The organism is Halobacterium bonnevillei (genome assembly GCF_009831555.1).
In the GTDB taxonomy this organism is placed as follows: Archaea; Halobacteriota; Halobacteria; order Halobacteriales; family Halobacteriaceae; genus Halobacterium; species Halobacterium bonnevillei.
Map to the genome: position 1 here is coordinate 1 of NZ_WUUU01000042.1, position 19960 is coordinate 19960.

The 19960-nt window shown below is 64.3% G+C and carries 20 protein-coding genes and 2 pseudogenes; 8 read left to right on the forward strand and 14 right to left on the reverse strand.

Annotated elements, in window-relative coordinates; genetic code table 11:
- Positions 1 to 284 (forward strand): annotated as a pseudogene (locus GRX66_RS07280) (hypothetical protein); the annotation flags it as partial.
- A 74-nt stretch (positions 285 to 358) separates the two neighbouring features.
- On the opposite strand, the gene GRX66_RS07285 reads toward GRX66_RS07280, so the two are convergent.
- On the reverse strand, positions 359 to 1648 hold the full coding sequence (locus tag GRX66_RS07285) for an MFS transporter (protein WP_159525964.1): 1290 nt from the start codon (positions 1646 to 1648) through the stop codon (positions 359 to 361).
- 3 nt (positions 1649 to 1651) lie between these two features.
- Positions 1652 to 2764 (reverse strand): MBL fold metallo-hydrolase, encoded by a 1113-nt coding sequence (locus GRX66_RS07290; RefSeq protein WP_159525965.1) that lies wholly within the window; start codon positions 2762 to 2764, stop codon positions 1652 to 1654.
- 89 nt (positions 2765 to 2853) lie between these two features.
- Here GRX66_RS07290 and GRX66_RS07295 point away from each other — a divergent pair, with 89 nt between their 5' ends.
- Positions 2854 to 3588 (forward strand): helix-turn-helix domain-containing protein, encoded by a 735-nt coding sequence (locus GRX66_RS07295; RefSeq protein ID WP_159525966.1) that lies wholly within the window; start codon positions 2854 to 2856, stop codon positions 3586 to 3588.
- Between the two features lie 71 nt (positions 3589 to 3659).
- Here GRX66_RS07295 and GRX66_RS07300 read toward each other — a convergent pair whose 3' ends face one another.
- From GRX66_RS07300 to GRX66_RS07315, 4 genes are all read right to left on the reverse strand, one after another.
- A complete protein-coding gene (locus GRX66_RS07300; protein ID WP_159525967.1) occupies positions 3660 to 3983 on the reverse strand; it encodes a DsrE family protein in 324 nt (107 codons plus the stop codon).
- A gap of 117 nt (positions 3984 to 4100) precedes the next feature.
- Complete coding sequence (locus GRX66_RS07305) at positions 4101 to 4973, reverse strand: universal stress protein (RefSeq protein WP_159525968.1); 873 nt, start codon at positions 4971 to 4973, stop codon at positions 4101 to 4103.
- 205 nt (positions 4974 to 5178) lie between these two features.
- Positions 5179 to 6684 (reverse strand): MATE family efflux transporter, encoded by a 1506-nt coding sequence (locus GRX66_RS07310; protein WP_325063996.1) that lies wholly within the window; start codon positions 6682 to 6684, stop codon positions 5179 to 5181.
- A gap of 229 nt (positions 6685 to 6913) precedes the next feature.
- Positions 6914 to 7804 (reverse strand): mechanosensitive ion channel family protein, encoded by an 891-nt coding sequence (locus GRX66_RS07315; RefSeq protein WP_159525970.1) that lies wholly within the window; start codon positions 7802 to 7804, stop codon positions 6914 to 6916.
- A gap of 965 nt (positions 7805 to 8769) precedes the next feature.
- On the opposite strand from GRX66_RS07315, the gene GRX66_RS07320 reads away from it, so the two are divergent.
- Both GRX66_RS07320 and GRX66_RS07325 read left to right on the forward strand, forming a co-directional pair.
- A complete protein-coding gene (locus GRX66_RS07320; protein WP_159525971.1) occupies positions 8770 to 9342 on the forward strand; it encodes an HD domain-containing protein in 573 nt (190 codons plus the stop codon).
- A 237-nt stretch (positions 9343 to 9579) separates the two neighbouring features.
- Positions 9580 to 9771, forward strand: a complete 192-nt coding sequence (locus GRX66_RS07325) for a hypothetical protein (protein ID WP_159525972.1) — start codon at positions 9580 to 9582, stop codon at positions 9769 to 9771.
- Here the strand turns inward: GRX66_RS07325 and GRX66_RS07330 are convergent, their stop codons facing one another.
- The gene (locus GRX66_RS07330) at positions 9772 to 9996 is read right to left on the reverse strand and encodes a hypothetical protein (protein ID WP_159525973.1); all 225 of its coding nucleotides are present in this window, start codon (positions 9994 to 9996) and stop codon (positions 9772 to 9774) included.
- Between the two features lie 112 nt (positions 9997 to 10108).
- Between GRX66_RS07330 and GRX66_RS07335 the strand changes: the two genes are divergently transcribed.
- The 3 genes from GRX66_RS07335 (at position 10109) to GRX66_RS07345 (ending at position 12255) form a co-directional block, all read left to right on the forward strand.
- Complete coding sequence (locus GRX66_RS07335; protein WP_159525974.1) at positions 10109 to 10684, forward strand: hypothetical protein; 576 nt, start codon at positions 10109 to 10111, stop codon at positions 10682 to 10684.
- 531 nt (positions 10685 to 11215) lie between these two features.
- Positions 11216 to 11755, forward strand: coding sequence for a winged helix-turn-helix domain-containing protein (locus tag GRX66_RS07340; RefSeq protein WP_233745359.1), 540 nt, complete (start codon positions 11216 to 11218; stop codon positions 11753 to 11755).
- The gene (locus GRX66_RS07345; RefSeq protein WP_159525975.1) at positions 11755 to 12255 is read left to right on the forward strand and encodes a hypothetical protein; all 501 of its coding nucleotides are present in this window, start codon (positions 11755 to 11757) and stop codon (positions 12253 to 12255) included. Before GRX66_RS07340 ends, GRX66_RS07345 begins: the two co-directional genes overlap by 1 nt.
- A 46-nt stretch (positions 12256 to 12301) precedes the next feature.
- On the opposite strand, the gene GRX66_RS07350 is transcribed toward GRX66_RS07345, so the two are convergent.
- Both GRX66_RS07350 and GRX66_RS07355 read right to left on the reverse strand, forming a co-directional pair.
- The gene (locus GRX66_RS07350; RefSeq protein ID WP_159525976.1) at positions 12302 to 12646 is read right to left on the reverse strand and encodes a hypothetical protein; all 345 of its coding nucleotides are present in this window, start codon (positions 12644 to 12646) and stop codon (positions 12302 to 12304) included.
- Positions 12647 to 13289: 643 nt separating this feature from the next.
- Complete coding sequence (locus GRX66_RS07355; protein ID WP_159525977.1) at positions 13290 to 13517, reverse strand: hypothetical protein; 228 nt, start codon at positions 13515 to 13517, stop codon at positions 13290 to 13292.
- Positions 13518 to 13618: 101 nt separating this feature from the next.
- Here GRX66_RS07355 and GRX66_RS19875 point away from each other — a divergent pair, with 101 nt between their 5' ends.
- Positions 13619 to 14566, forward strand: coding sequence for a D-2-hydroxyacid dehydrogenase (locus tag GRX66_RS19875; protein WP_233745362.1), 948 nt, complete (start codon positions 13619 to 13621; stop codon positions 14564 to 14566).
- 171 nt (positions 14567 to 14737) lie between these two features.
- Here GRX66_RS19875 and GRX66_RS20505 read toward each other — a convergent pair.
- The 5 genes and pseudogenes from GRX66_RS20505 to GRX66_RS07380 all read right to left on the reverse strand — a co-directional run.
- A pseudogene (locus GRX66_RS20505) lies at positions 14738 to 16951 on the reverse strand (AAA domain-containing protein); the annotation flags it as partial.
- A gap of 40 nt (positions 16952 to 16991) precedes the next feature.
- A complete protein-coding gene (gene asd / locus GRX66_RS07365) occupies positions 16992 to 18023 on the reverse strand; it encodes an aspartate-semialdehyde dehydrogenase (protein ID WP_159525979.1) in 1032 nt (343 codons plus the stop codon).
- An 84-nt stretch (positions 18024 to 18107) separates the two neighbouring features.
- Positions 18108 to 18287 carry a 30S ribosomal protein S17e gene (locus GRX66_RS07370; RefSeq protein ID WP_159525980.1) on the reverse strand — a complete coding sequence of 60 codons (180 nt, stop codon included), beginning with the start codon at positions 18285 to 18287 and terminating at the stop codon, positions 18108 to 18110.
- 237 nt (positions 18288 to 18524) lie between these two features.
- Positions 18525 to 19505 (reverse strand): deoxyhypusine synthase, encoded by a 981-nt coding sequence (locus GRX66_RS07375; protein ID WP_159525981.1) that lies wholly within the window; start codon positions 19503 to 19505, stop codon positions 18525 to 18527.
- 72 nt (positions 19506 to 19577) lie between these two features.
- The coding region (locus tag GRX66_RS07380; RefSeq protein WP_159525982.1) for a hypothetical protein at positions 19578 to 19960 on the reverse strand (383 nt) is incomplete at its 5' end.

Sequence of the window (19960 nt, forward strand, 5' to 3'; positions counted from 1 at the left end):
TTACATGCCCCCGGACCCGTCCGACCCGGGGCGGATACGAGCGCGCGCTCGACGCTGCGGGCCTCGACGTGGTCGCCGCCGAGGACGTCTCCGCCCACAGCGTCGGTCAGTTCGGGAAGTGGACGGCGCTGTTCGGTCGCCTGCACGGCAGCCCGCTCGGCCCGGCTATCGACCGGCTGCTGGAGCGCTACGACCTGGACCCCAGGAGCATCACTGAGCAGGTGCGGCTGGCGAACGCGGCGCTGCCGTCTCTCAGGCACGTCGTCTTCGTCGCCAGAGCGTAGGGACACCCCGGACCCAGCGAACGTCGCGGGCGTCGAGTCGAGCTAGAACCCCGTGAAACGGGGAACCAAGGGGGTCAGTCTTCGGGCGCTGCCCGCGGCGGTTCGTCAGGCGCCGGCGCAGGTGGTTCGTGGGTACCGAACTCCGGATGGGTTTCCTCCATCCAGAGGTAGACGACGGCGCCGGACGCGAACATCAGGATTGCAGTCATGTAGAAGGCCGCTTCGGCGTTCACGAACTGCATCGCGAGGCCGATGAGGATCGCGCCCACGGCGTAGCCGGAGTCGCGCCACATGCGGTAGACGCCCATGCCAGCCGAGCGCCACGTCGGGTGTGCGGCGTCGCTGGGCACGGTCATCAGGTTCGGGTACAGCAGCGCCATGCCGAGCCCGGATGCGGCCGCGAGGACGGCCCAGGGGAGATACCCGTCGACGAGAACCATTCCGAGCACGCCGGCGCCGGCGAGGAACATCCCCCAGATGACCGGCGGTCGGCGGCCGATGCGGTCCGCGAGGCCGCCGGTTCCGATCTGCAGGAAGTACATCGCGCTGTGGATAGCGACGACGGAGCCGACCGCGGCGATGCCCAGGCCCTGGCTCGTGAGGTACAGCGGGACGGCGATCCAGAACAGCGTGTCGACGAAGTTCTCGACGTGGCCGGCCTGCGCCGCGGCGAACAGCGTCCGGTCGCCGTACGTCGCCCGCTTCAGCACGTCGTTGAACGGGAGGTTCGCGTCGTGGTGGTCGTCGTCGCCCTCCGCCTGCGCGTACTGGACGGTCTCCTTGATGAGGAAGACCGAGACCAGGAACGCGAACACGACGACGATGGCGAGGAAGTAGAACGGCTCGGGGCGGAGGCTCGTCCGGCCGGCGATGAGGCCCGTGACCCAGGCGCCGACCGCGACGCCGCTGTACCCGAAGGCCTCGTCGATGCCGACCGCGAGCCCGCGCTGGTCGGGCCGCGCGAGGTCGATTTTCGCGTTGATCGCCATGCTCCAGGTCAGCGCCTGGTTGATGCCCAGCAGGACGTTCCCGACCGAGATCCACGCCCAGTTCGGCGCGTAGATCAGGATGAGCGGCAGCGGGAGCGCAGTCACCCACCCGAGGACGAGCACGGGCTTGCGGCCGTACTCCTCGCCCCACTTGCCGGCGTAGAGGTTGAGGACCGACTTCACGATGCCGAACGAGACGACGAACGAGCCGATGACGAACAGCGACTCGACGCCGAGCACGTCGCGGCCGAGGACCGGGACGACGGCGCGCTCGGACCCGATCGTCAGCCCGGTCGCGAACACCAGCAGGACGTGCAGCGAGAACTGTCCCTTGTGTTCGAGAATTCCCTGTTTGATGGTACTGGCCGTACTCATGGGTTACTCGGCCGCACAGTTGTTCGGGCCCAGTTCGAGGTCCGCCAGCTGGTCGACGGGGACTGACTCCTGGCCGACGTTCACTCGCTTGACGCGCTGGAAGTTCGGCGGGTGCTCGGGGACGTCCGAGGCGAGCGTCTCGACGAACGCCTCGCGGTCGCGGCCGAGGTCGTCGTTCCGGTCGCGGACGTCGCCGAGCGTCGCCGTCACCGGCGGCTCGGGTGAGCCGGGGTCGTGTGACGGCAGGACGGCGGCGTCGTCTGGGTACTCTTGCAACCGCTGGAGGCTCTCGTAGAGGGTGGCGGCGTTCTGCTCGACGTCCGAGTCCTCGATTCCGGCTTCGACGCCGAGTTCGACGCGCCCGACGCTCTCGTGGAAGAGCGTGTCACCCGTGAGGAGCGCCGCGTCCTCGACGGCGAACGAGACGCTGCCCTCGCTGTGCCCGGGCGTGTGGACGACGTCGACGTCGAGACCGCCGACCGCGACGGTCTGGCCGTCTTCGATGGGCGTCGCGTCTGTTGCGAGCGCGTCCTTCGGGTGGAGGTAGTACGCGACGTCGTTTCGGCCGGCGAGTTCCGACCCGCCGGAGACGTGGTCCGCGTGAGCGTGCGTGTCGAAGACGCCGACCAGGTCGGCGTCGTAGTCGTCGAGGATTGCCTCGTACTCCTCGACGTAGTGGGACGGGTCGAACACGGCGGCCTCGCCGCCGGCGACCAGGACGTGGGAGACACACCCCTTCCCCGGACGGGCGACCTGGACGAGCGTCCCGTCGAGGTCGACCGGAACGGTGGCGTGGCGGTGCACGCGGCTCCAGCCGTTCATGCCGTCCGTGAGCGTCGTGGCGTCGTACCCCATGTCCTGGAGCACCTCTGTCGCCGTCTGCGAGACGACGCCCGCGGCACAGATGGTGACGACCTCGCGGTCATCGGGGACCTCCGAGAGCTCGTCTTTGGCCGCCTCCGGGTCGTTCGTCAGTTTGTCGTAGACGTCGACGTTGACACTGCCCGGGATGTGCCAGTCGTCGTAGTCCGCTTCGTGGCGAATATCGAGAACGAGCGGGGCGCCACCGTCGGTGTGTAACTGTTCGCTGAACTCCGCTGGGCTGAGCTCCGACATCAGTATCTCCCCATACGACCGTACCTCGTATACGAGTACTGCCGGCCATGACCGGCACCGTTAATTGACGCAGGCTATACTGTGTCTGTATGAGTCTCTTCGAAGCCTCCTTCCGGGTCAAACACGAATGCCCGTACCGGGAGATCTCGGAGCGCCACCCGGACCTCACCATCCGCGAGTGGTACCTGAGCGACTGCCAGGTGATCGAGACCACGTCGCCGGAGCCGCCGACCGACGAACTGCTCGCGGAGATCGAACAACTGGGGACCATCCTCCACGAGTCCGTCGACGAGTCCGGACTCCACGTCGTCACGCAGTCCTGTCTCTGTTCGCTGGAGGACTCGATCCTCGAACGGTTCGAATCCCACAACTGCCTCTACCAGCCGCCGACCATCCACCGCCAGGGCTGGGAGCACTACACGGTGATCGCGTTCGACGAGAACGACGTTCGAGCCCTCCTGCAGGACCTGGAGGCCGACCGGGACATCGAAGTGCTCTCCAAGACGTCGATTACGGAGCAACAGGTCCCCCACAGCATGCTGGCGCCGGTCGACCAGTTGTTCGAGGACGTCACTGACCGCCAGCAGGCGGCGCTCCGACTGGCGCTGGAGAGCGGGTACTACGAGCAACCCCGTCAGGCGACGCTACGCGACCTGGCCGAGCAGACCGCCGTCGCTCGCTCCACGTACGAGGAACACCTCCGGAAAGCCGAGAACAAGCTCCTCACGAACGCGGGGCAGTTCCTGCGACTGGTCACGGCGACGTCGTCGGCCGACCCGCTGGACGTCGAGGGGACGCAACGCGCCGAACAGCCCGCCGACTGAACAACGGCTTCGGGGCGGAGTGACGGACTATCCGACAGTAAGCGTCCGACTATCCGAGAGCGAGCACCCGACTACCCGATAGTGAGCGCCCGGTCTGCGTCCTCGACGACGCCGAGGCAGTCCGCCATCGTCGACCGGGGCCTGAGGTCGTCCGGTTCGAGGTCGCGGGAGTCGAGGCACGTCCCGCACGCCAGGAGGCGGCCGCCGTTCTGCGCGTACTTGCGCATCACGCCGTGCGGGTTGAACTTCTCGTGTTCGAGGTCCGGCGCCTCGACGCCGTCCCCGAGGAGGAAGACCTCGACCTCGTGGCCCGCGTCGAGGGCGGTGTTCGCGAGGCGGAAGGCGTTCCAGACACGCTCCGGGTCGTTCGTCTCGAGGATGATGCCGAGTTGCATAATCGGGGGTAGCGGGCGCGACTCCTTCAGCGGGGTTGCCCGTTCTCGAACCGCAGGAAGACACCAAACGGATACGTCGAGCGGCGTCGTAGCGCCGGGGGAAGCAGTACTGCGCGCTCACCGAACGGACAGCGTCGGTCGCTCCGACGTCCGGATCACGCGCTCGGTGGTGCTCCCGAGGTGGACTTCGCTCGTTCGGCCGTGCGCGCCCAGCGTGAGGAGGTCCACGTCGTTCTGGTCGGCGTACTCCAGGACTTTCTGCGACGGCCTGCCGCGGCGGAAATCCGTCTCGACGTCGACGCCTCGCTCCCGGGCCAGCTCCGCGAGTTCCTCCAGGGAGTTGGTCCCGCTCTCCTTGAGCAGGCCGATGATGCTCTTCGGGACGTCCTCGAAGACGTAGGTGTTCGTGTCCAGGACGTAGATGACGTGCAGCGTCGCACCGTACATCTCGGCGATGTCGATGCCCTGTTCGGCGGCGACCGCCGACCCGTCGCTCCCGTCCGTCGCCACGAGGACGTCGTCGTAGATCTCATAGTGGCTCGCCGCGTCGACATCCTCGCCCTCGCGGAAGCGGACCGTCAGCGCGGGTACCTCGACGTTCCGAATCACTCTGAGGGTCGTACTGCCGAGGTTCGGTCCCACGCCGGCACGGCCGTGCGTGCCCATCGCCACGAGGTCGATGTTCTGGTTCTCGACGTAGCCGAGGATCTCCTCGTAGGGCGTTCCGTGACGGAGTTCGCGGTGGACGTCGAGGTCCAACTCCGCGGCCGTTTCGGCGATCTCGGCGGTCGCTCGCCGACCCACCGTCTCGGCTGCGGACCGCAGTTGCTCGCGCGCATCCGCCGCCGGTACGGCCGATTGCTCGCTCTCGTCGATTACTGACAGCGCGTGGACTGTCGCGTCGTAGGTTCGCGCGAGTCCGAGCGCGTGACTGACGGCCTGCTCGGTCTCGGCGCTTCCGTCCGTCGGAATCAGGATGTGGTCGTACATTTGGGCGTCTATTGTCAACTACGTGGCGAGACAGCAAGTAACCACGTGGCACGACGCCCGCGGCCCGTGGCAACGGGCGACGCGTTTCCAGCAGTGATCGCCGTGCATTGTCCGGTACAGAGCGCGGACGCGCGCGCTGCCAGCCGCCAATTGGCCCCAATCCGACGGGAATCGGTCGGGCGTCCCTCGTGGCGGTGTTCGGCTCTCAATCGTCGGTCCCTGCTTCGTCGGGAGACGGACTGTCACCGACGGTGTCGCCGTCGCCGGTGCCCTCAGCGGGCGTCTCGTTCACCCGCTGTGTCAGGTCCATCCCCCGCCACTTCCCGAGTTCGAACCAGCCGGCAGCGACGACGGCGGCGACGATTCCCGAAACCGCGAACGCGAACCAGATCCCCGTGGGCGTTCGGCTACCGAAAAACCAGACGTCGACGGGGACGATCCCCTGGGAGGCGACGTAGGCGATGGGGAGGCGGATGAACCCGAACAGCAGGACCGCGATGGCGGCGGCGGTCAGCGTCTTGCCGGCGCCCCGGAAGCCGCCGCTGTACGCCCGCAGTACGCCGACGAAGCCGAACGTGGGGGCGATCCACCGGAGGAAGCTCGCGCCCTCGGCGACGACTGCCGGCGAGTCGTCGAACAGTCGGATGACGTCCGGCGCGAACGCGAACGTGAGGACGCCGAGCACCGACAGCACGAGGAACGACGCCTTCGCCGCGAACCGGTTGGTCGCGACGACGCGGTCCGCTCGGCCCGCGCCGATGTTCTGGCCCGTCATCGTTTCCACCCCGCGGTCGATGGCGATGGCGGGCATGAAGACCATCGAGAAGACGCGGATGCCGACGCCGAACGCGGCGACGACCGGGGTCGCGAACAGCGTGACGATGACCAGGACGGCGTTGACGGAGATCGCTCTGCCGGTGTTCTCGAGCGACGCCGGGACGCCGATCCGCAGGAGCTTCCGGCTGTACCCGAGGTCCGGCACCATCTGGCCGGGGTGAATCTGGATGCCGTGCGAGCCGCGGAGCATGATCCAGACGCCGACGACCATCGCAGAGCCGCGAGCGAAGACGGTCGCGATGGCCGCGCCCTCGACGCCCAGTTCCGGAATCGGGCCCGCACCGAAAATCAACAGCGGGTCGAGGGCGACGTTGAGCACGACGGTCCCGAACATGACGAGCATCGGCGTGACGGTGTCGCCGGCCCCCCGCATCAGCGCGATGAAGACTGTGAACCCGAAGAGGAACGGCAGTCCGAGGCTGATGACTTCCATGTAGTCGGTCGCGAGTGTCAACACGGTCGGTTCCGCTCCGAAGACCTGGAGCAGTTCCGCGACGAAGCTGAACCCGATTGCGCCGAGCGCCACGCCGGCCAGCAGCGTGAAACTGACCGTCTGGGAGGCGGCGTACTCCGCTTGCGCGGATTGGTCCGCGCCGGTGTGCTGGGCGACGAGCACGCTGCCCGCGACGGTGAGGCCGAGACCGAGGGAGATGAACAGATACACGAGCGGGAAACCGAGGCTGATCGCGGCGAGCGCCTCCGTGCTGTATCGGCCGAGCCAGAACGTGTCCGCGAGGTTGTAGCCGACCTGCAGGAGGTTCGTGATGACGATCGGGAAGGACAGATAGAACAGCGACTTCGGAATCGAACCGTCGGTCAGGTCCAGTTCGGATTGGCTCTTGAACAACCCCCGAACGCGGTCGCTACGGCTCACCGGAGTCCTCCCAGACGCCGATTGCATCGACTCCCGCCCGCAGTTTCCCGAGTCTGGCGAGGAGTGGTGCCCGTACTAGTAGCACTGACCAACAGGTACGAGCCTCAAACGCATAAATCGTGTGAAACGGGTGATATGCGGAGAGCAATCGAACGCCCAGTGAACGGCCCGCGGAGTTCGACAGCGCAGATGGTCGCATCCAGTCTGGTGGCATCCGACGTGCCGTCGGTCACTCACCGGGAGCGGCCGGTGACTCGCCCGTCAGGTCCGTCACCGCCAGCTCTCCCGAGAGCAACTGCGCGGACGGGGGAGCGAGTGTGATGTCCTGCTCGTCGAATTGCCGTTTCACTACGCGGCGGAAGTCCGAGCGAAGGAGCCGGACGTCCCGGTTTGCCGGGTTTTCGACCCAGAATTCGGCCTGTAGTGTGATGGCGTTCTCCCCGAGTTCGAGGATGCGTGCGTTCGGCGCCGGGTCCGCCAGAACCGACTCGTTGTCGGCGGCAATCAGTTGCAGTTCCATCAGGGCCCGCTCGACGTCCTCGTAGTAGGCGACGTACGCCTGTTCCGTAATGCGGTACGTGTCCCGACCGTACGGCCGGGTGATCGCGTTTGCCGTGAGTTCAGTGTTCGGGACGGAGATGGTTTCGTTGTCGGGGGTCCGGACGCGGGTGACCCGGAAATCCACTGCTTCGATTGTCCCCTCGCCGCCCGGCCACTCAATCCAGTCGCCGACGTTGAAGTCCGGGTCGGCGACGAGGAACAGCCCGCTGATGAGCGACCCGAACACCTGCTGGCCGGCAATACCGAGGGCGAACGTGATGGCTGCGATGATGACTGCCGACTCGGAGAGCACGCGTCCGTAGCCAGCGGTGATGATGCCCGTCAGGGTCGCGAACCCGATCACGAGGACTCGAAGATACGTCGTCGTTGCCGTCTCGATTGTTGGGTTGTGGCGATTTCGCGATCTGACGACCCGGGTGACCGAGGGGACCAGAACGACGTGGCCGACGACGTAGACGACCGCGAACCCCACCGTGAACCAGAACAGTTCCGAGAGCACCTGGGTGTACCCCGCCAGAAGGTCAGTCAACCAATCTGGTGGCGAAACCGCGATGATCATGCCCCGAGAAAGGAGACGTACTGTTAAAACCCCAATGTGAACGGCAGTGGTCTCGACGCCGTGCTCACTGTGCCCGCGTTGCCACCCTGGGTAGACCGCCACCAGTCGCGCTCCGCACGCGGCGGACGGATTCGGACGACTTCGGAGCTGTTTCGACCGGCTCTCTTGCGGGAGCGCTAGAACGGGTCGCCACCGGTACCACCCGGCGAATACGTCGCTACGGACAGGCTACGCCGTGAGCAGTTGGGCAAGCAATCCGACTGCCCAAAGGAGGAGACCTGCAATGAGGAGATACGTTGTCGGCCCGTACGCACTGACAATGGGGTTCCGTTCGTACCGGACGAATCCGAACAGTCCGGTCAGTAACAGAAGAACCCCACCAATCACCTGAAATACTGCACCAGCGGTTAGCTGTGGTTCTCCGGCAAGTCCGACCTGCGCTAACAGCAAGACGCTGACCAAGAAGAAACAGAAAGCGACGGCTCTGGAGGGATGCATGTGCACAGGACTAACCGGGACACATAATAGTTCTAATGGTTTCGGCGGTGAATTTGTGCCTTCACCGGACGGTGACGCACTCTATCGTGGCTGAACGCAGCAAAAGGGAGGGACACGAAGACCTTCCTTCGTTTCACAGTGCGTCGGCGTCGACGGGACGAGAAGCGGCGTCCGTCACGCCGCGACGCGAAGTGAGAACTGTGCGCCCGCGACATTAGTGGGCAACAATCCACTAGTAAACTCAGTGAAAGTGGAATACCGTATGCAGCATCAAAACGCGCTCGTCGATTAGTTCCCAGGCAGTGTCAAAGAACCTATCACCGTCCCGTACACTGGGCTCGTAGATTGCTAAGTACAGACGAGTGACCGAAGGTGCGAGCAAACTCCCTCAGGGAGGCTGGGCCCGACCTCCACACTTCTATTCCCATACACGAAATGTTAAATCTCTCTTTGTTACCTAGTCATATATGAGTGAATTGGATTGGGACGAGGAGTTTATTAGGGACAAAGAAGAGGACGAAGAGATTGAGCGAGCGATCGTCTATCTGGTCAATTCCTTTCAGGAGTCTGGCGGCAACCCGAAGCCAGTCATCCTCCACAGCATTCGGGTCGGAATGGAACTGTACGATCGAGGGTACGAAGAACGCGTCGTTGTCACTAGCATTCTACACGATTTGATAGAGGACACGGCCGTCAAGAAAGAGGACATCGCGTCGGAGTTCGGGGAGGAAGTCTCTGACATCGTGGAGGCTACCAGTTTCGATAGCGAAATAGAGGACTATACTGAGCGATACAAGGATACGTTGAACCGCTGCTTCGAAATCGGGAGAGAACCGGTGCTCATCAAGGCTGCAGATACTCTCGACAACAGTAACTACTATCACAAGGGCGACTCGGAGGAACTACGACGGAATGTAATAGAGAAGATGGAATTCTTCATCGAGAACTCCGAACCGTACATCGGAGACGAACTAATCTATCGGGATCTAAAAGAGCAATATGACCTCGTGAGAGACCGAGTCGACGTGGAGACGGACTAGTACGGCGCCGTTGGATTGTTCGCCGAAGTCGGACAGCTTAGCTAACCCAGTGGTGTTTTGCCGCCGTCTACTGATGTATTCGACGTGGATCATGGAGAGGAGAGCGGTGATCAGTTCGCAACCTCACTTACCGGCTGTTTCACTCGAAATCCGCTGGTGAGAACCTTCCTTGATATGGTGAGTCGCTTCGGTAAGTACAGACGAACAATTAAACGGAGTACGCTGTGAAAGTGTATAATGGGAATTAACGCGTGGTTGGAGGGGCAGTCCCTTCTTGGACAAGCACTGATTGGCGCGGTCGTCGTTGCTATTGTAACCTTCGCGTTGAACTATTCATCGGGGCCGGTTGCGGCGGGAGGCACAGCGGCTATTTCCGGGGTTGTCATCGGCGGCGCGTACTATGTTGGACTACGAGTGTTCAGTGAGTGATTAGCCGAACTCGTTGTAGAGAATCCCTCGGAGGTCGTAGAGGTTCGCAACGACTGCGCAGACGACTATCAGGAGGCCGGCGGCGAAGAAGGCGACTAATCCTACAGTACTCTCGAAGAGTCGCTCGGGCATGAGGAAGCCGAGCGCAATCACTCCCATACAGAGGAGAGCGACACCAACAACGAGGGCTGCGCCAAACCCTCGGAGAGACGGGCGAGTCAACATACCCTATTACACCCCCGTAATAGGTGAAAACTGTATGGTAAAATCGGGGAGTGTGCTAGCGGTGCTCCACAATCGTTATGCGAGGTAGTGAGGAAAGCTTGCCCAAGTAGAGATGTCCCACATCTTCTACCGCCGGAAACGGACGTCTCTTGATGTCACAGAGGTACTTCGTCAATGGATTCGCCGTGAGGCCGAAAAAGAGGGGTATCCCAATACTGACCCATCTGGCTGGGATAACGAGCGACTTGTCTCTGAGCTCAGAACGACGTACGATGAGCCGGTCCAGTATGCGACATTCAGAGCGCCTGAGTGGACGACACTCGTCGTGAGCGGTTTCGAACTCGGAAAGTTTGACCCATACCCCAGTATCGGATGTAATTGGCTGACTGGTGGCAAGACGCTCGCTGGTGCCATTGAGAGACTGCAAGCTAGAGCGTTAGACGAAGACTTCCCAGACTTTGTTGCAAAGATCTCGTCCTTGCGTCATCAGTATCCCGACCACGCGTTCGGTGCGGTCGTCGTTCGACAGTACGATGAATTCTGGCCGCCGGTGGTGCTCGACGGGAATCATCGGGCTTGGGCAGCGATTCTGGCGGCGAGAGATGGCTTGGGCGTGGAATTAGAAGTTCACGTCGGCCATGAATCCCCGCTGAACGACCTTCCATTTGAACAGGACAACACGACATAGCATCGGGCAACGGAGCATCTGCACCACCTATTAGCAATGGTCACGATACATTCGCATACCGACTGAGCGGCTATTACACTCTGTACTCTGGTGAAGAGAAAGCGCCCCCGCCATCGAAAATACGGCCGATTCCGCGCGCTACGGCCTTTACTATATCAGTACGAAAGAAGATCTCATTTCAGGCCTGCCAACCCCGATTAGTTCCTGAGTTTGGCGAGAAAAAGAGTTCACCGCGGAAGAATCGATCTCAACGATAGACCGTACCTGAAATAATCTATATTATTTTATAAGTTACTAATATCGTACGCAAAATGTACGCCCGCGACACTACCGGGCGACAATCTACTAGTAGACTCGCTGGGACTAAAATCCGGTATCGGTGGCGGTGAAATAGCCGATAAACCGAACTGCACTGCTATCGCCTGTTGTCGGAAAGATGTGAATGGACACTACCCCTGATAACCGCCACTCCGGTTTGAATATTTGAACATGGGAAAATTATTTGCGCCACGCGGTGCAAGAGCTCGTACGATGGCTGACTCGAATTCGGAGTCGTGGACGGAGAATATGAGCGGCCGTGAGCGTGTCCGGCACGTCGTGGAACTGCTAGACGAGCCAACGCCGGTGCAGGAGATAGCGGACCGGGCAGACGTCTCGCGCACGACAGCCGACGACGAACTCCAGCGACTGCAGAGTGACGACTGGGTCACGGAAACGACCGTCGACGGGACGAAGGCCTATGACCTGAATCCAGTCCGGATGCTCTTCGACGAAGTGACGGACTTGATCGAGGCTCACTCGCGTGACGAATTGGAGAGCCAGCTCACAGAACTAAAGGAGGAACAGGAAGAGTTGGCGACGGAGTACGGCGTCAGTTCACTCGATGAGTTCCGGGAACAACTCGCTGACGAGGAGTTCTCGGCTGAGGAGCTTCGTGAGCGTCGGAACGTTATCGCCACGTGGGAGGCGATAAACACGGAGCTCGGGCTCGTGAAACACGCGCTCCATCTCTATGATGATGTTATCGGCCTCTCTTCACCGCGGACTGACTCTCCGTCGACACTCGCCTGATGGTTGTCTTCCTCGCTAACCGGGCGAACTTGCAGGACAGGCGGCTCCACGACCGCATCCAGAATCGACTCAACGGCACATTCAATACTGTTCAACAACGGCGTTCTGAACCCCGCGAAGCGGGCTCGTACCGGGTCGTCGCCGACGTGAACCCGCGACAGTTCTTGGCCGACGACGAATATCCGGTGACCGCTGCGCGGATCGAGATCGGCTTCCAACTGCAGACTGGTGAGCCACACGAGTACTACTGGTTCAATTGGATCGAGCCAGACCGAAGCCTGCTAGTCGGCTGGCATCAAGACGACACGCACGACGACCTCGGACCAGTTCATCTGCAGGTGAACGACGGCGCGACACCAGTCGCGCACGAACCTGCAGACTTCATCGATTCACATCCGCTGGATGTCGTTGAGCGCAGACTCAACTCGCTTCGAGACATCGTTCTCGCTGTGAACTGGGAGCAGGGACGACCCGTCGGACTCGATTCCGCTGGAAAATGAAACAACCGATAATTGGGTCTGCGACCCGGCCAGAGCAGGGTTTGTTTTAGACGATCTCTTCAAGGACTGACTCACCGCTGCCATCCTGTGACTCCCATTCCCACTCGTCTTCGATACGAACGCGACCGTCGTCAAGCAGTTCGACGGTGCCCACGGAGTGGCCACTCGCCGTTTCATTATCCGTGTTGATCTGCGAATAGCGGATGTCCCATTCATTGCCGTCAAACGTTCCGACGAGATGGCCATCGACGATACGTCCGCCTGTATAGTGTGCGTAAATCCGCTTGCCCTCCTGTTCAAACTCGAAGCGAGTATCTCCACTCACTTCCCCAGCATCGGTGTTTGCAACGCCAACAAGTGTCCGACCATCGAGTGAGATATCTTCGGTCATATACTGTTGTGCTATCTATGAGGTCAAAAAACCCAGAACTGAGTTGCTGACTATACCCTCTGTACTTAGCGACACGTGAGTACATCTGGGGTCTATTTCAGGGACTTCTCGACACATGAGAGATTAGAAAGCAGTCGCTTCGGGTAATTTTGAGGTGTACGCCCACGACACTACCGGGCGATAATCTACTAGTAGCCCCACTGGAAGTGTCGGGGTCTAGCATCCGGCGACCGAGTGGTCCGAAGGACCCGGAAGGTCGCCGGTTCACTCGCCGAAGGCGAGGCCAAGGAGGGTGCGAAGCACCCGACGCAGGCTTTTGGCCGAGCTTTTGCAAGCGAGCGGAGCGAGCGCTACAAAAGGTCGAAATGTACGCCCGCGACACTAACGACCGACCTCATCCGTGGGCGGTGTGCCCCGTTGGCCGGGAAACCCTCGTGGCGGGCGGGAGAGGTCGTCGACCTCTCCAAATGCCGAGCCGGCGTCAGCCGACTCGTCGCGTGGCGGTGTGCGGTCGCCAGTCGGGGACTGTCGTCCCGGATGTCGCACGCCGGGGTTCTCCGAGCCGTCATCGAGTCCGCGTGGACGTACTCTGTCGGGGACAAACGGCGCGCAGACTGTGGTACGCGGCCACGCAGAAAGAGGGTTACGCCTCGACGGAGTCGGTGAGCGCGAACACGCGTTCTTTGCTCTCGCAGAGCCCACAGACGCACTCCGCGAGGCCCGCGTCCACCAGTTCCGCGAGCGCGTCCTCCGCGTCGGCCTCCGAGAGGCGTGCCTCCGCGGCTACTTCGGACGGGGAGAGCGGACCGCAGTTGTCGAGCACGACGCGCGCGAGTTTCGCCGCGCACGACAGCGCTTCGGACTCACTCATCGTTGAATCCTACTCTACAGGCGTCAAAAACCCTTGGTAAACCGGCGAGTAGGGCTGTCGTCGCACAACGCTTACCTCGCGCGGCGCCCACCTCCGAGTCGATGACCGACATCGTCGTTCTGCGCGGCGGGACGCACGGCCTGCCGATGGAAGAGTACGCCGCGGAGCTCCGCGACCGACTACCCGACGACGAGGTCGCGCTCGCGCGAACGCCCGCCGAGGAGCGCGAGTACGTCAGCGACGCCCGGGTCGTGACGGGCGGCAGCATCGACGAAGACCTGCTCGCCGAGGCCGAGGACCTCGAGCTGTTCGCGTGTGCGTACGCCGGATACGGCCACCTGCCGCTCGAGGAGTTCCGGGACCGCGGCATCGCTGTGACGAACGCCGCTGGCATCCACGCGCCCAGCATCGCCGAACAGGTACTGGGGTTCCTCTTGACGTTCTCGCGGCGCCTCCACGAGGGCTGGCGGCGCAAGCAGAACCGCGAGTGGCGCCACTTTCAGGCGTTCGAACTGCAGGGTTCGACCGTGACAGTCGTCGGCCTTGGCGCCATCGGGCACGCCGTCGTCGAGCGGCTCGAGGGGTTCGGCGTCGACACCATCGGTGTCCGGTACACGCCCGAGAAGGGCGGACCGACCGACGAAGTCGTGGGGTTCGACGACGAGGCCGTCCACGACGCGTTCGCTCGCACCGACTACCTGGTGCTCGCGACGCCGCTGACGGACACCACGCGCGGCCTCGTCGACAGCGAGGCGCTGGCGACCCTCCCGCCGGAGAGCGTGCTCGTGAACGTCGCGCGCGGCGGCGTCGTCGACACGGACGCGCTCGTCGGCGCGCTCCGCCGGGAGTCGATTCGGGGGGCCGCCCTGGACGTCACGGACCCCGAACCGCTCCCCGAGGACCACGCGCTCTGGAACCTGGAGAACGTCCTCATCACGCCGCACAACGCCGGCCACACGCCGAAACACTGGGGACGACTCGCGGACATCGTCGCCGGGAACGTATCGCGGCTGGACACCGACGAGGCCCTGGAGAACCGCGTCGACTGAGTTAATCCGCGTCGACTGAATCAGTCCGCGTCGCGGAGTCGGCCCGCCGCGTCGAGTTCGGCAGCCAGCGACGCGTAGACGTCTGCACAGCTCGCCGCGGGGGAGCGGTCCGGCGAGACCGCACCGAGCGTCGCCCAGTCGCCGACGAGGACGAGGCGCTTTCGCGCGCGGAGTGAGCGCGACGTTCAGCCGCCGCGGCCCCTCGTCGGGGAACTCGAGGAATCCGCTGCGCCCGGCGTCGTTGCTCCGGACGAACGACACGACGACGGCCTCGCGCTCCCCGCCCTGGAACGAATCCACGGTGTCGACGGTGACGCGGCCCACGTCTTCGACGTCGGTGTCCGCGAGCCGGGACCGAATACGCTGGACCTGCGCGCTGTACGCCGCGATGACGCCGACGTCGGCGGGGTCGACGCCCGCGCCCGCAAGCCGCCGCACCTCGTCGACCACCACGTCGACCTCCCGAGGGTTGTAGAACGAGTTCCGGCCGTGGTCGAACTGTTCGCCGCCCGCGACGTCGATTCCGACGAGCGGGCCGAGGTCGGGAATCTGCCAGTCGCGGTTCCGTGCGGCCGTCTCCAGGCGACCGTCGTAGAATGCCTCGTTCGGGAAGGCGACGATGGCCTCGTGCATCCGGTACTGGCGGCGCAGGAGGACGGAGACGTCCTCGCCGTACGTGTCGAGGAGGTGTTCGAACAGCGACGCGTGCGGGGCTTCGTCGCTGTCGCCCTCGTTTGCGGCGTACGGCGGGAGCTGTCGGTGGTCGCCCGAGAGCACGAGCTTCTCGGCGCAGTCGACGACGATGGCCGTGGCGGGGCGACTCGCCTGCGTCGCCTCGTCGACGACGGCGACGTCGAAGTGGTCGGTGTCGAACTGGGCGGCGCCGCTGGTCGTCGCGGCCACGACGTCCGCCTCGGCGACGGACGCAGTGGCGTACTCGCGCTGGACGACCGGGTTCTTCGAGTTGTGGCCGACGCGAGCGATGGAGAGGTCGCCGTCGGTCGCGGCGGCGTGCAGGGACCCCGTGTCCGGTTCGTCGAGCGTGCTGTCGCCGACGAGGAGGTTGTCGACGGCCTGATTCGAGTGCGCCGTCACGAGCACGGAGTCGCCGTGCCAGGCAGTGTGCAGCACGTACGCGGTGAGCGTCCGCGTCTTTCCGGTGCCGGGCGGGCCGTGGATGCAGAGGAAGTCCTCGGCGTCGTCGGCCCACTTCAGCGCTCGCTGCTGGTACTCGTTCAGCGAGAGGTCGACGCTCGGGACGGATAGCTTGTCTGCGGCGAAGCGTACAGGCCGTGCGCCCGTCAGGAGCGCACGCTTGTCGTCGTGGTCGGCGACGTGCTCGATAGCGTCCGCGCGGCGGTCGAACGGCACCGGGTTGAGGAGGTGGGTGAACCAGAACTCCCGGTCGTCGTCAGTGAGCAGCGACTCGACGCGCGACGGCGGCAGGTCACACGACACGTCCGCTTTCACGGTGAGCGTCGGTCCTTGCACGCGGGTCGTACGCACCGTCAGGGGGAACGCTGCGGCGTCGTCGCGGACGTCCACGAGAAAGACGCTGTCAGGGTACACGTCCGCGTCGGCGACGAGGTCAGCGGCTTCGCCGTCGCCCCCGCGGAAGCCGTCATCGCCGTCATCGACAGGTAGCTGGAACTGGAACCGCCCGACTTCGGCGGGGCGACTGACGCGGCCGAGGGGCACGAGTGGGCCGGTAGCGACGCCGCGGCGCGCGAGGTCTGCGACGTCGCTGGCCCGGTGCTTGGCGCGGTTCGCGGCGAGTTCGGCGTCGCGCTCGGCGTCCACGAAGTCGTGTAGCGCCTCGAAGAACGCCTCGCGCTCGTCGGGCGAGAGCGGGTTCTCGGCCTCGACCTCGGTTCGGGGGAGTTCGAACGCCGCGAGCGGGTCGACGGACGCCGGCGTCGAATCGGGGTGCCAGCAGCGGAGTCGGTCGCCGAGCGTCGTCGCGGCGGCGTCGGCGACGTGCACGAACCGGACGTTGCCGTCGATGCCGAACGCGGTGTCGAACCAGCCGAGTTGGCCGGCTTCAGGTCGCCAGAGCACGTACTCGTCGGTGACCGCCGGCCGGTCGGGTTCGTGCAGCGGCACAGCGTAGCCGTCCTGCTCCGGCGGCGTCTCCCGGACCGTTCGTGCGGCGCGGTCGAGCGCAGCGCGGAGGGCGTCTGGCCCCACGGCGCTCCCGAACCGGGTGTGTTCCCCGGGTTCGTTCGGCGAGCGGAACAGCGTCGCGTCCCGGACGTTCCACGCCTCCGATAGGTCCTGGACTGCGTCGTCACTCACGACGCCACCTCCCGGCGAGACGGCCGTCGGTCGCCAGTCTCGGTGAGTTTGAACACAGTGGCTGGGGGACCATCGTCGAATGGACGTCACGGCAGAAGCACGGCAGGGGTTTAGCCCGCTCGATTCGTCGCTACAGCCAGCCGTCGCGGGCGAGCAGTTCGCCGTTCAAGAGGCTCGCGCCCGCCGCGCCGCGGATGGTGTTGTGCGCGAGGCAGTTGTACTGGATGCCCGTGTCCGTCTCCTGGATGCCGCCAGCCGCCACGGCCATCCCGTCCCCGAGCATGCGGTCGAGGCGCGGCTGCGGACGGTCGGGCTCCTCGAACACTTCCACCAGCGGGTCCGGTGCGCTCGGGAGGTCCAGGGTGGGTGCGTCTTCGAAGGCGCCGGCGACGTCCTCGGGCGTGACGTCCTCGCTGGTCTCCACGAACACGTTCTCCAGGTGACCGTCCAGCGTCGGCACGCGGTTGCAGGACGCCGAGACGGTGGCGTCGAGCCAGGAGACGCCGTCGCCGGTGAACTCGCCGAGGAGTTTGCGGGACTCCGTCTCCATCTTCGCTTCCTCGCCGCCGATGTGCGGGACGACGTTGTCCAGGATCTCCATCGACGTCACGCCCGAGTACCCCGCGCCTGAGACCGCCTGCAGCGTGGAGACGTGCACGCGTTCCAGGCCGAACTGCGTGAGCGCGGTGAGCGTCGGCACCATCGTGATGGTCGAACAGTTCGGGTTCTTCACGAGCGCGCCGTCCCACCCGCGCTCCTCGCGCTGCACGTCGATGAGTTCGAGGTGGTCCGCGTTCACCTCGGGGATCACGAGCGGCACGTCGTCCGCCACGCGCGCGTTGCTCGAATTCGAGGACACGACGAACCCCGCCTCGCAGAGCGCCGGTTCGACGCGTTCGCCGACGTCCGACGGCAGCGCCGAGAACAGGAGGTCAGTGTCGTCCGGAATCGCGTCGGGGTCGGTGTCTCGCACGGTGATGTCCGCGACGTCGTCGGGAATCGGCGTGTCGAGTCGCCACTTCGCCGCGTCGCGGTACCTCTCGCCCGCGCTCGCGGGGCTCGCCGTGAGTACTGACAGGTCGAAGTCCGGGTGGCCGTCGAGTAACTGGATGAACCGCTGGCCGACAGCGCCAGTGGCTCCGAGTACGCCTACAGAGGTCATACCCTCCTCTCGGGACGCGGCAGTGAAACCCCTTCGGGTGGTGGAAAAATCAGCGCTCTCCCCTGACGCAGTACTGGACGGCGCTCACTCGCGCTTGTGCGTGATGTAGCCCGCGATGCGGTTCCGGACTTCCTTCGATTCGACGTTCGTCAGCTCGGTGACGGCGTCCTTGTTGTGCTCGAAGTCTTCGCGGCTGAAGGCGTCCGGGTACCGCTCCATGAGGATGTTCCCGGTCTTCTTGACGTAGTCGGGCTTGATGGCCATACCGATTCGTTCAGTCGCCTCGCGTTAAAAGGATTCGTTTCGAGAGTCGCGCTCGTCGCCGCTACACTGGTACGTTGCCCCTACGTACCCGGTTCTCGAACGTCCGGCCAGCCAGTAGACCAACCGGTACCGGGCGGGACAGAGCGAACGTAGAACGGTCGCGATGATCCGAAAACGAACGGCGCGCGTCTCTCGGGCGTTCGAGGCGACGGAATCGTCGTTGGAAATCCCGGAACGCTACTCGTGTTCGAACGCGCCCGCGACGAGCAGCGGGAACACGAGCGTCGCTTCGGCTTCGATCTGGGTGTAGTTGGTCTCCTCCTCGGACTTGATCTTCCCCCAGGAGACGGCCTCCTCGGGCGGGGCGCCCGACAGCGACCCGTCGCCCTCCATGCCCGTGGAGATGTAGACCGCGTAGTCCGCGCCGCCGCGGAAGAGGTTCGTCATGATGGCGTGGTGTTTCGGCACGCCCGCGCCGACGGAGATGAGCCCCGTCGTATCCGACAGCAGGCCTTCCTCGATGAGGGAGTCGTAGTCCTCGACGATCTCGATGCCGACGTCCGGGCCGGCGCCCTGCCGGTAGTAGTAGAGGAAATTCCCGATTTCGGCGTCCGTGAGCGCGGGGCAGTACACCGGGATGTCGTTGTCGGCGGCGTTCTTCAGGATGGAGTCCTCGTCGTCCAGCGTCGCCCCGAGTTCCGTCGCGAACTCCGTGGGCGTCCGGATCTGGTCCTCGGCGAAGAAGTCGTCGAAGAAGTCGTAGAGGTACTCTTCCAGCCAGACGTAGCGGTCCGACGGCACGAAGATGTTGCCGAGGCGGTTGATGCCCTCCTCGCGGAGTTTGGCCTCGTCGGCGTCCCACTCTCCCATCTTGAACGGCTTCGCGGTCTTGATGACGTCCTCGGTGAGGGACCCGGAGGTCGTGATGACGACGTCGACGTAGTTCTCCCGGACGAGGTGCGCGACGACTTCGCGCAGCCCCGAGGAGACGATGTTCGACGTGAGCGTGAGGTAGATGGTGGCGTCGTCCTCGCGCATCTGTCGCGTGATGTCGACGGCCTCCGCGAGGTGCGTCGCCTGGAACCCCGTCGTCCCGTACGCCTCGAGCATCTCGAAGAAGTCGAACTCGCCGCTGAAGTCGTAGCCGCGGACGTCCGCGGTGTCCAGCTCCTCGTCGGACCCCGGGAGGACGTTCTCGCGCGTGTCGTCGTCGGTCATGCACCGGCGTAGTGGACGCGGCGATTTGAACGTCCCGACATCCGTTCGCACCGGCCCGACGCAGTTAGCGGTCTACTCGCCGTCCGCGTGCGCCACGTACAGGTCGTCCTCGCCCTGCGTCCACTCGAGGTTGTAGTGACTGTCCGACTCCTCCTCGGTGCTGGCGACGTACGGGTCGCCGCCGTCGTGCGTGTACGTCCAGGAGACCGTTTCGCCGGCGGGTATCTCGCGGTTGAATCCGGCGACCGGACTGTGCGCGCCGACGATGAGGATGCCGTTCAGGCCGGCGACGAACCGCGTGTCGACGTCGCCCTCGTTCGTCACGCTGAACGCGAGGCGCGCGGCGTCCTCGGGCTGGTCGTCCGCCAGCCCCCAGTCGACGGTCAGCGGCGGCTCCGACTGCGACAACCGCTGGCGGGCGGCGTCGCCGACCGGCCACTCCTCGCTCCCGACGC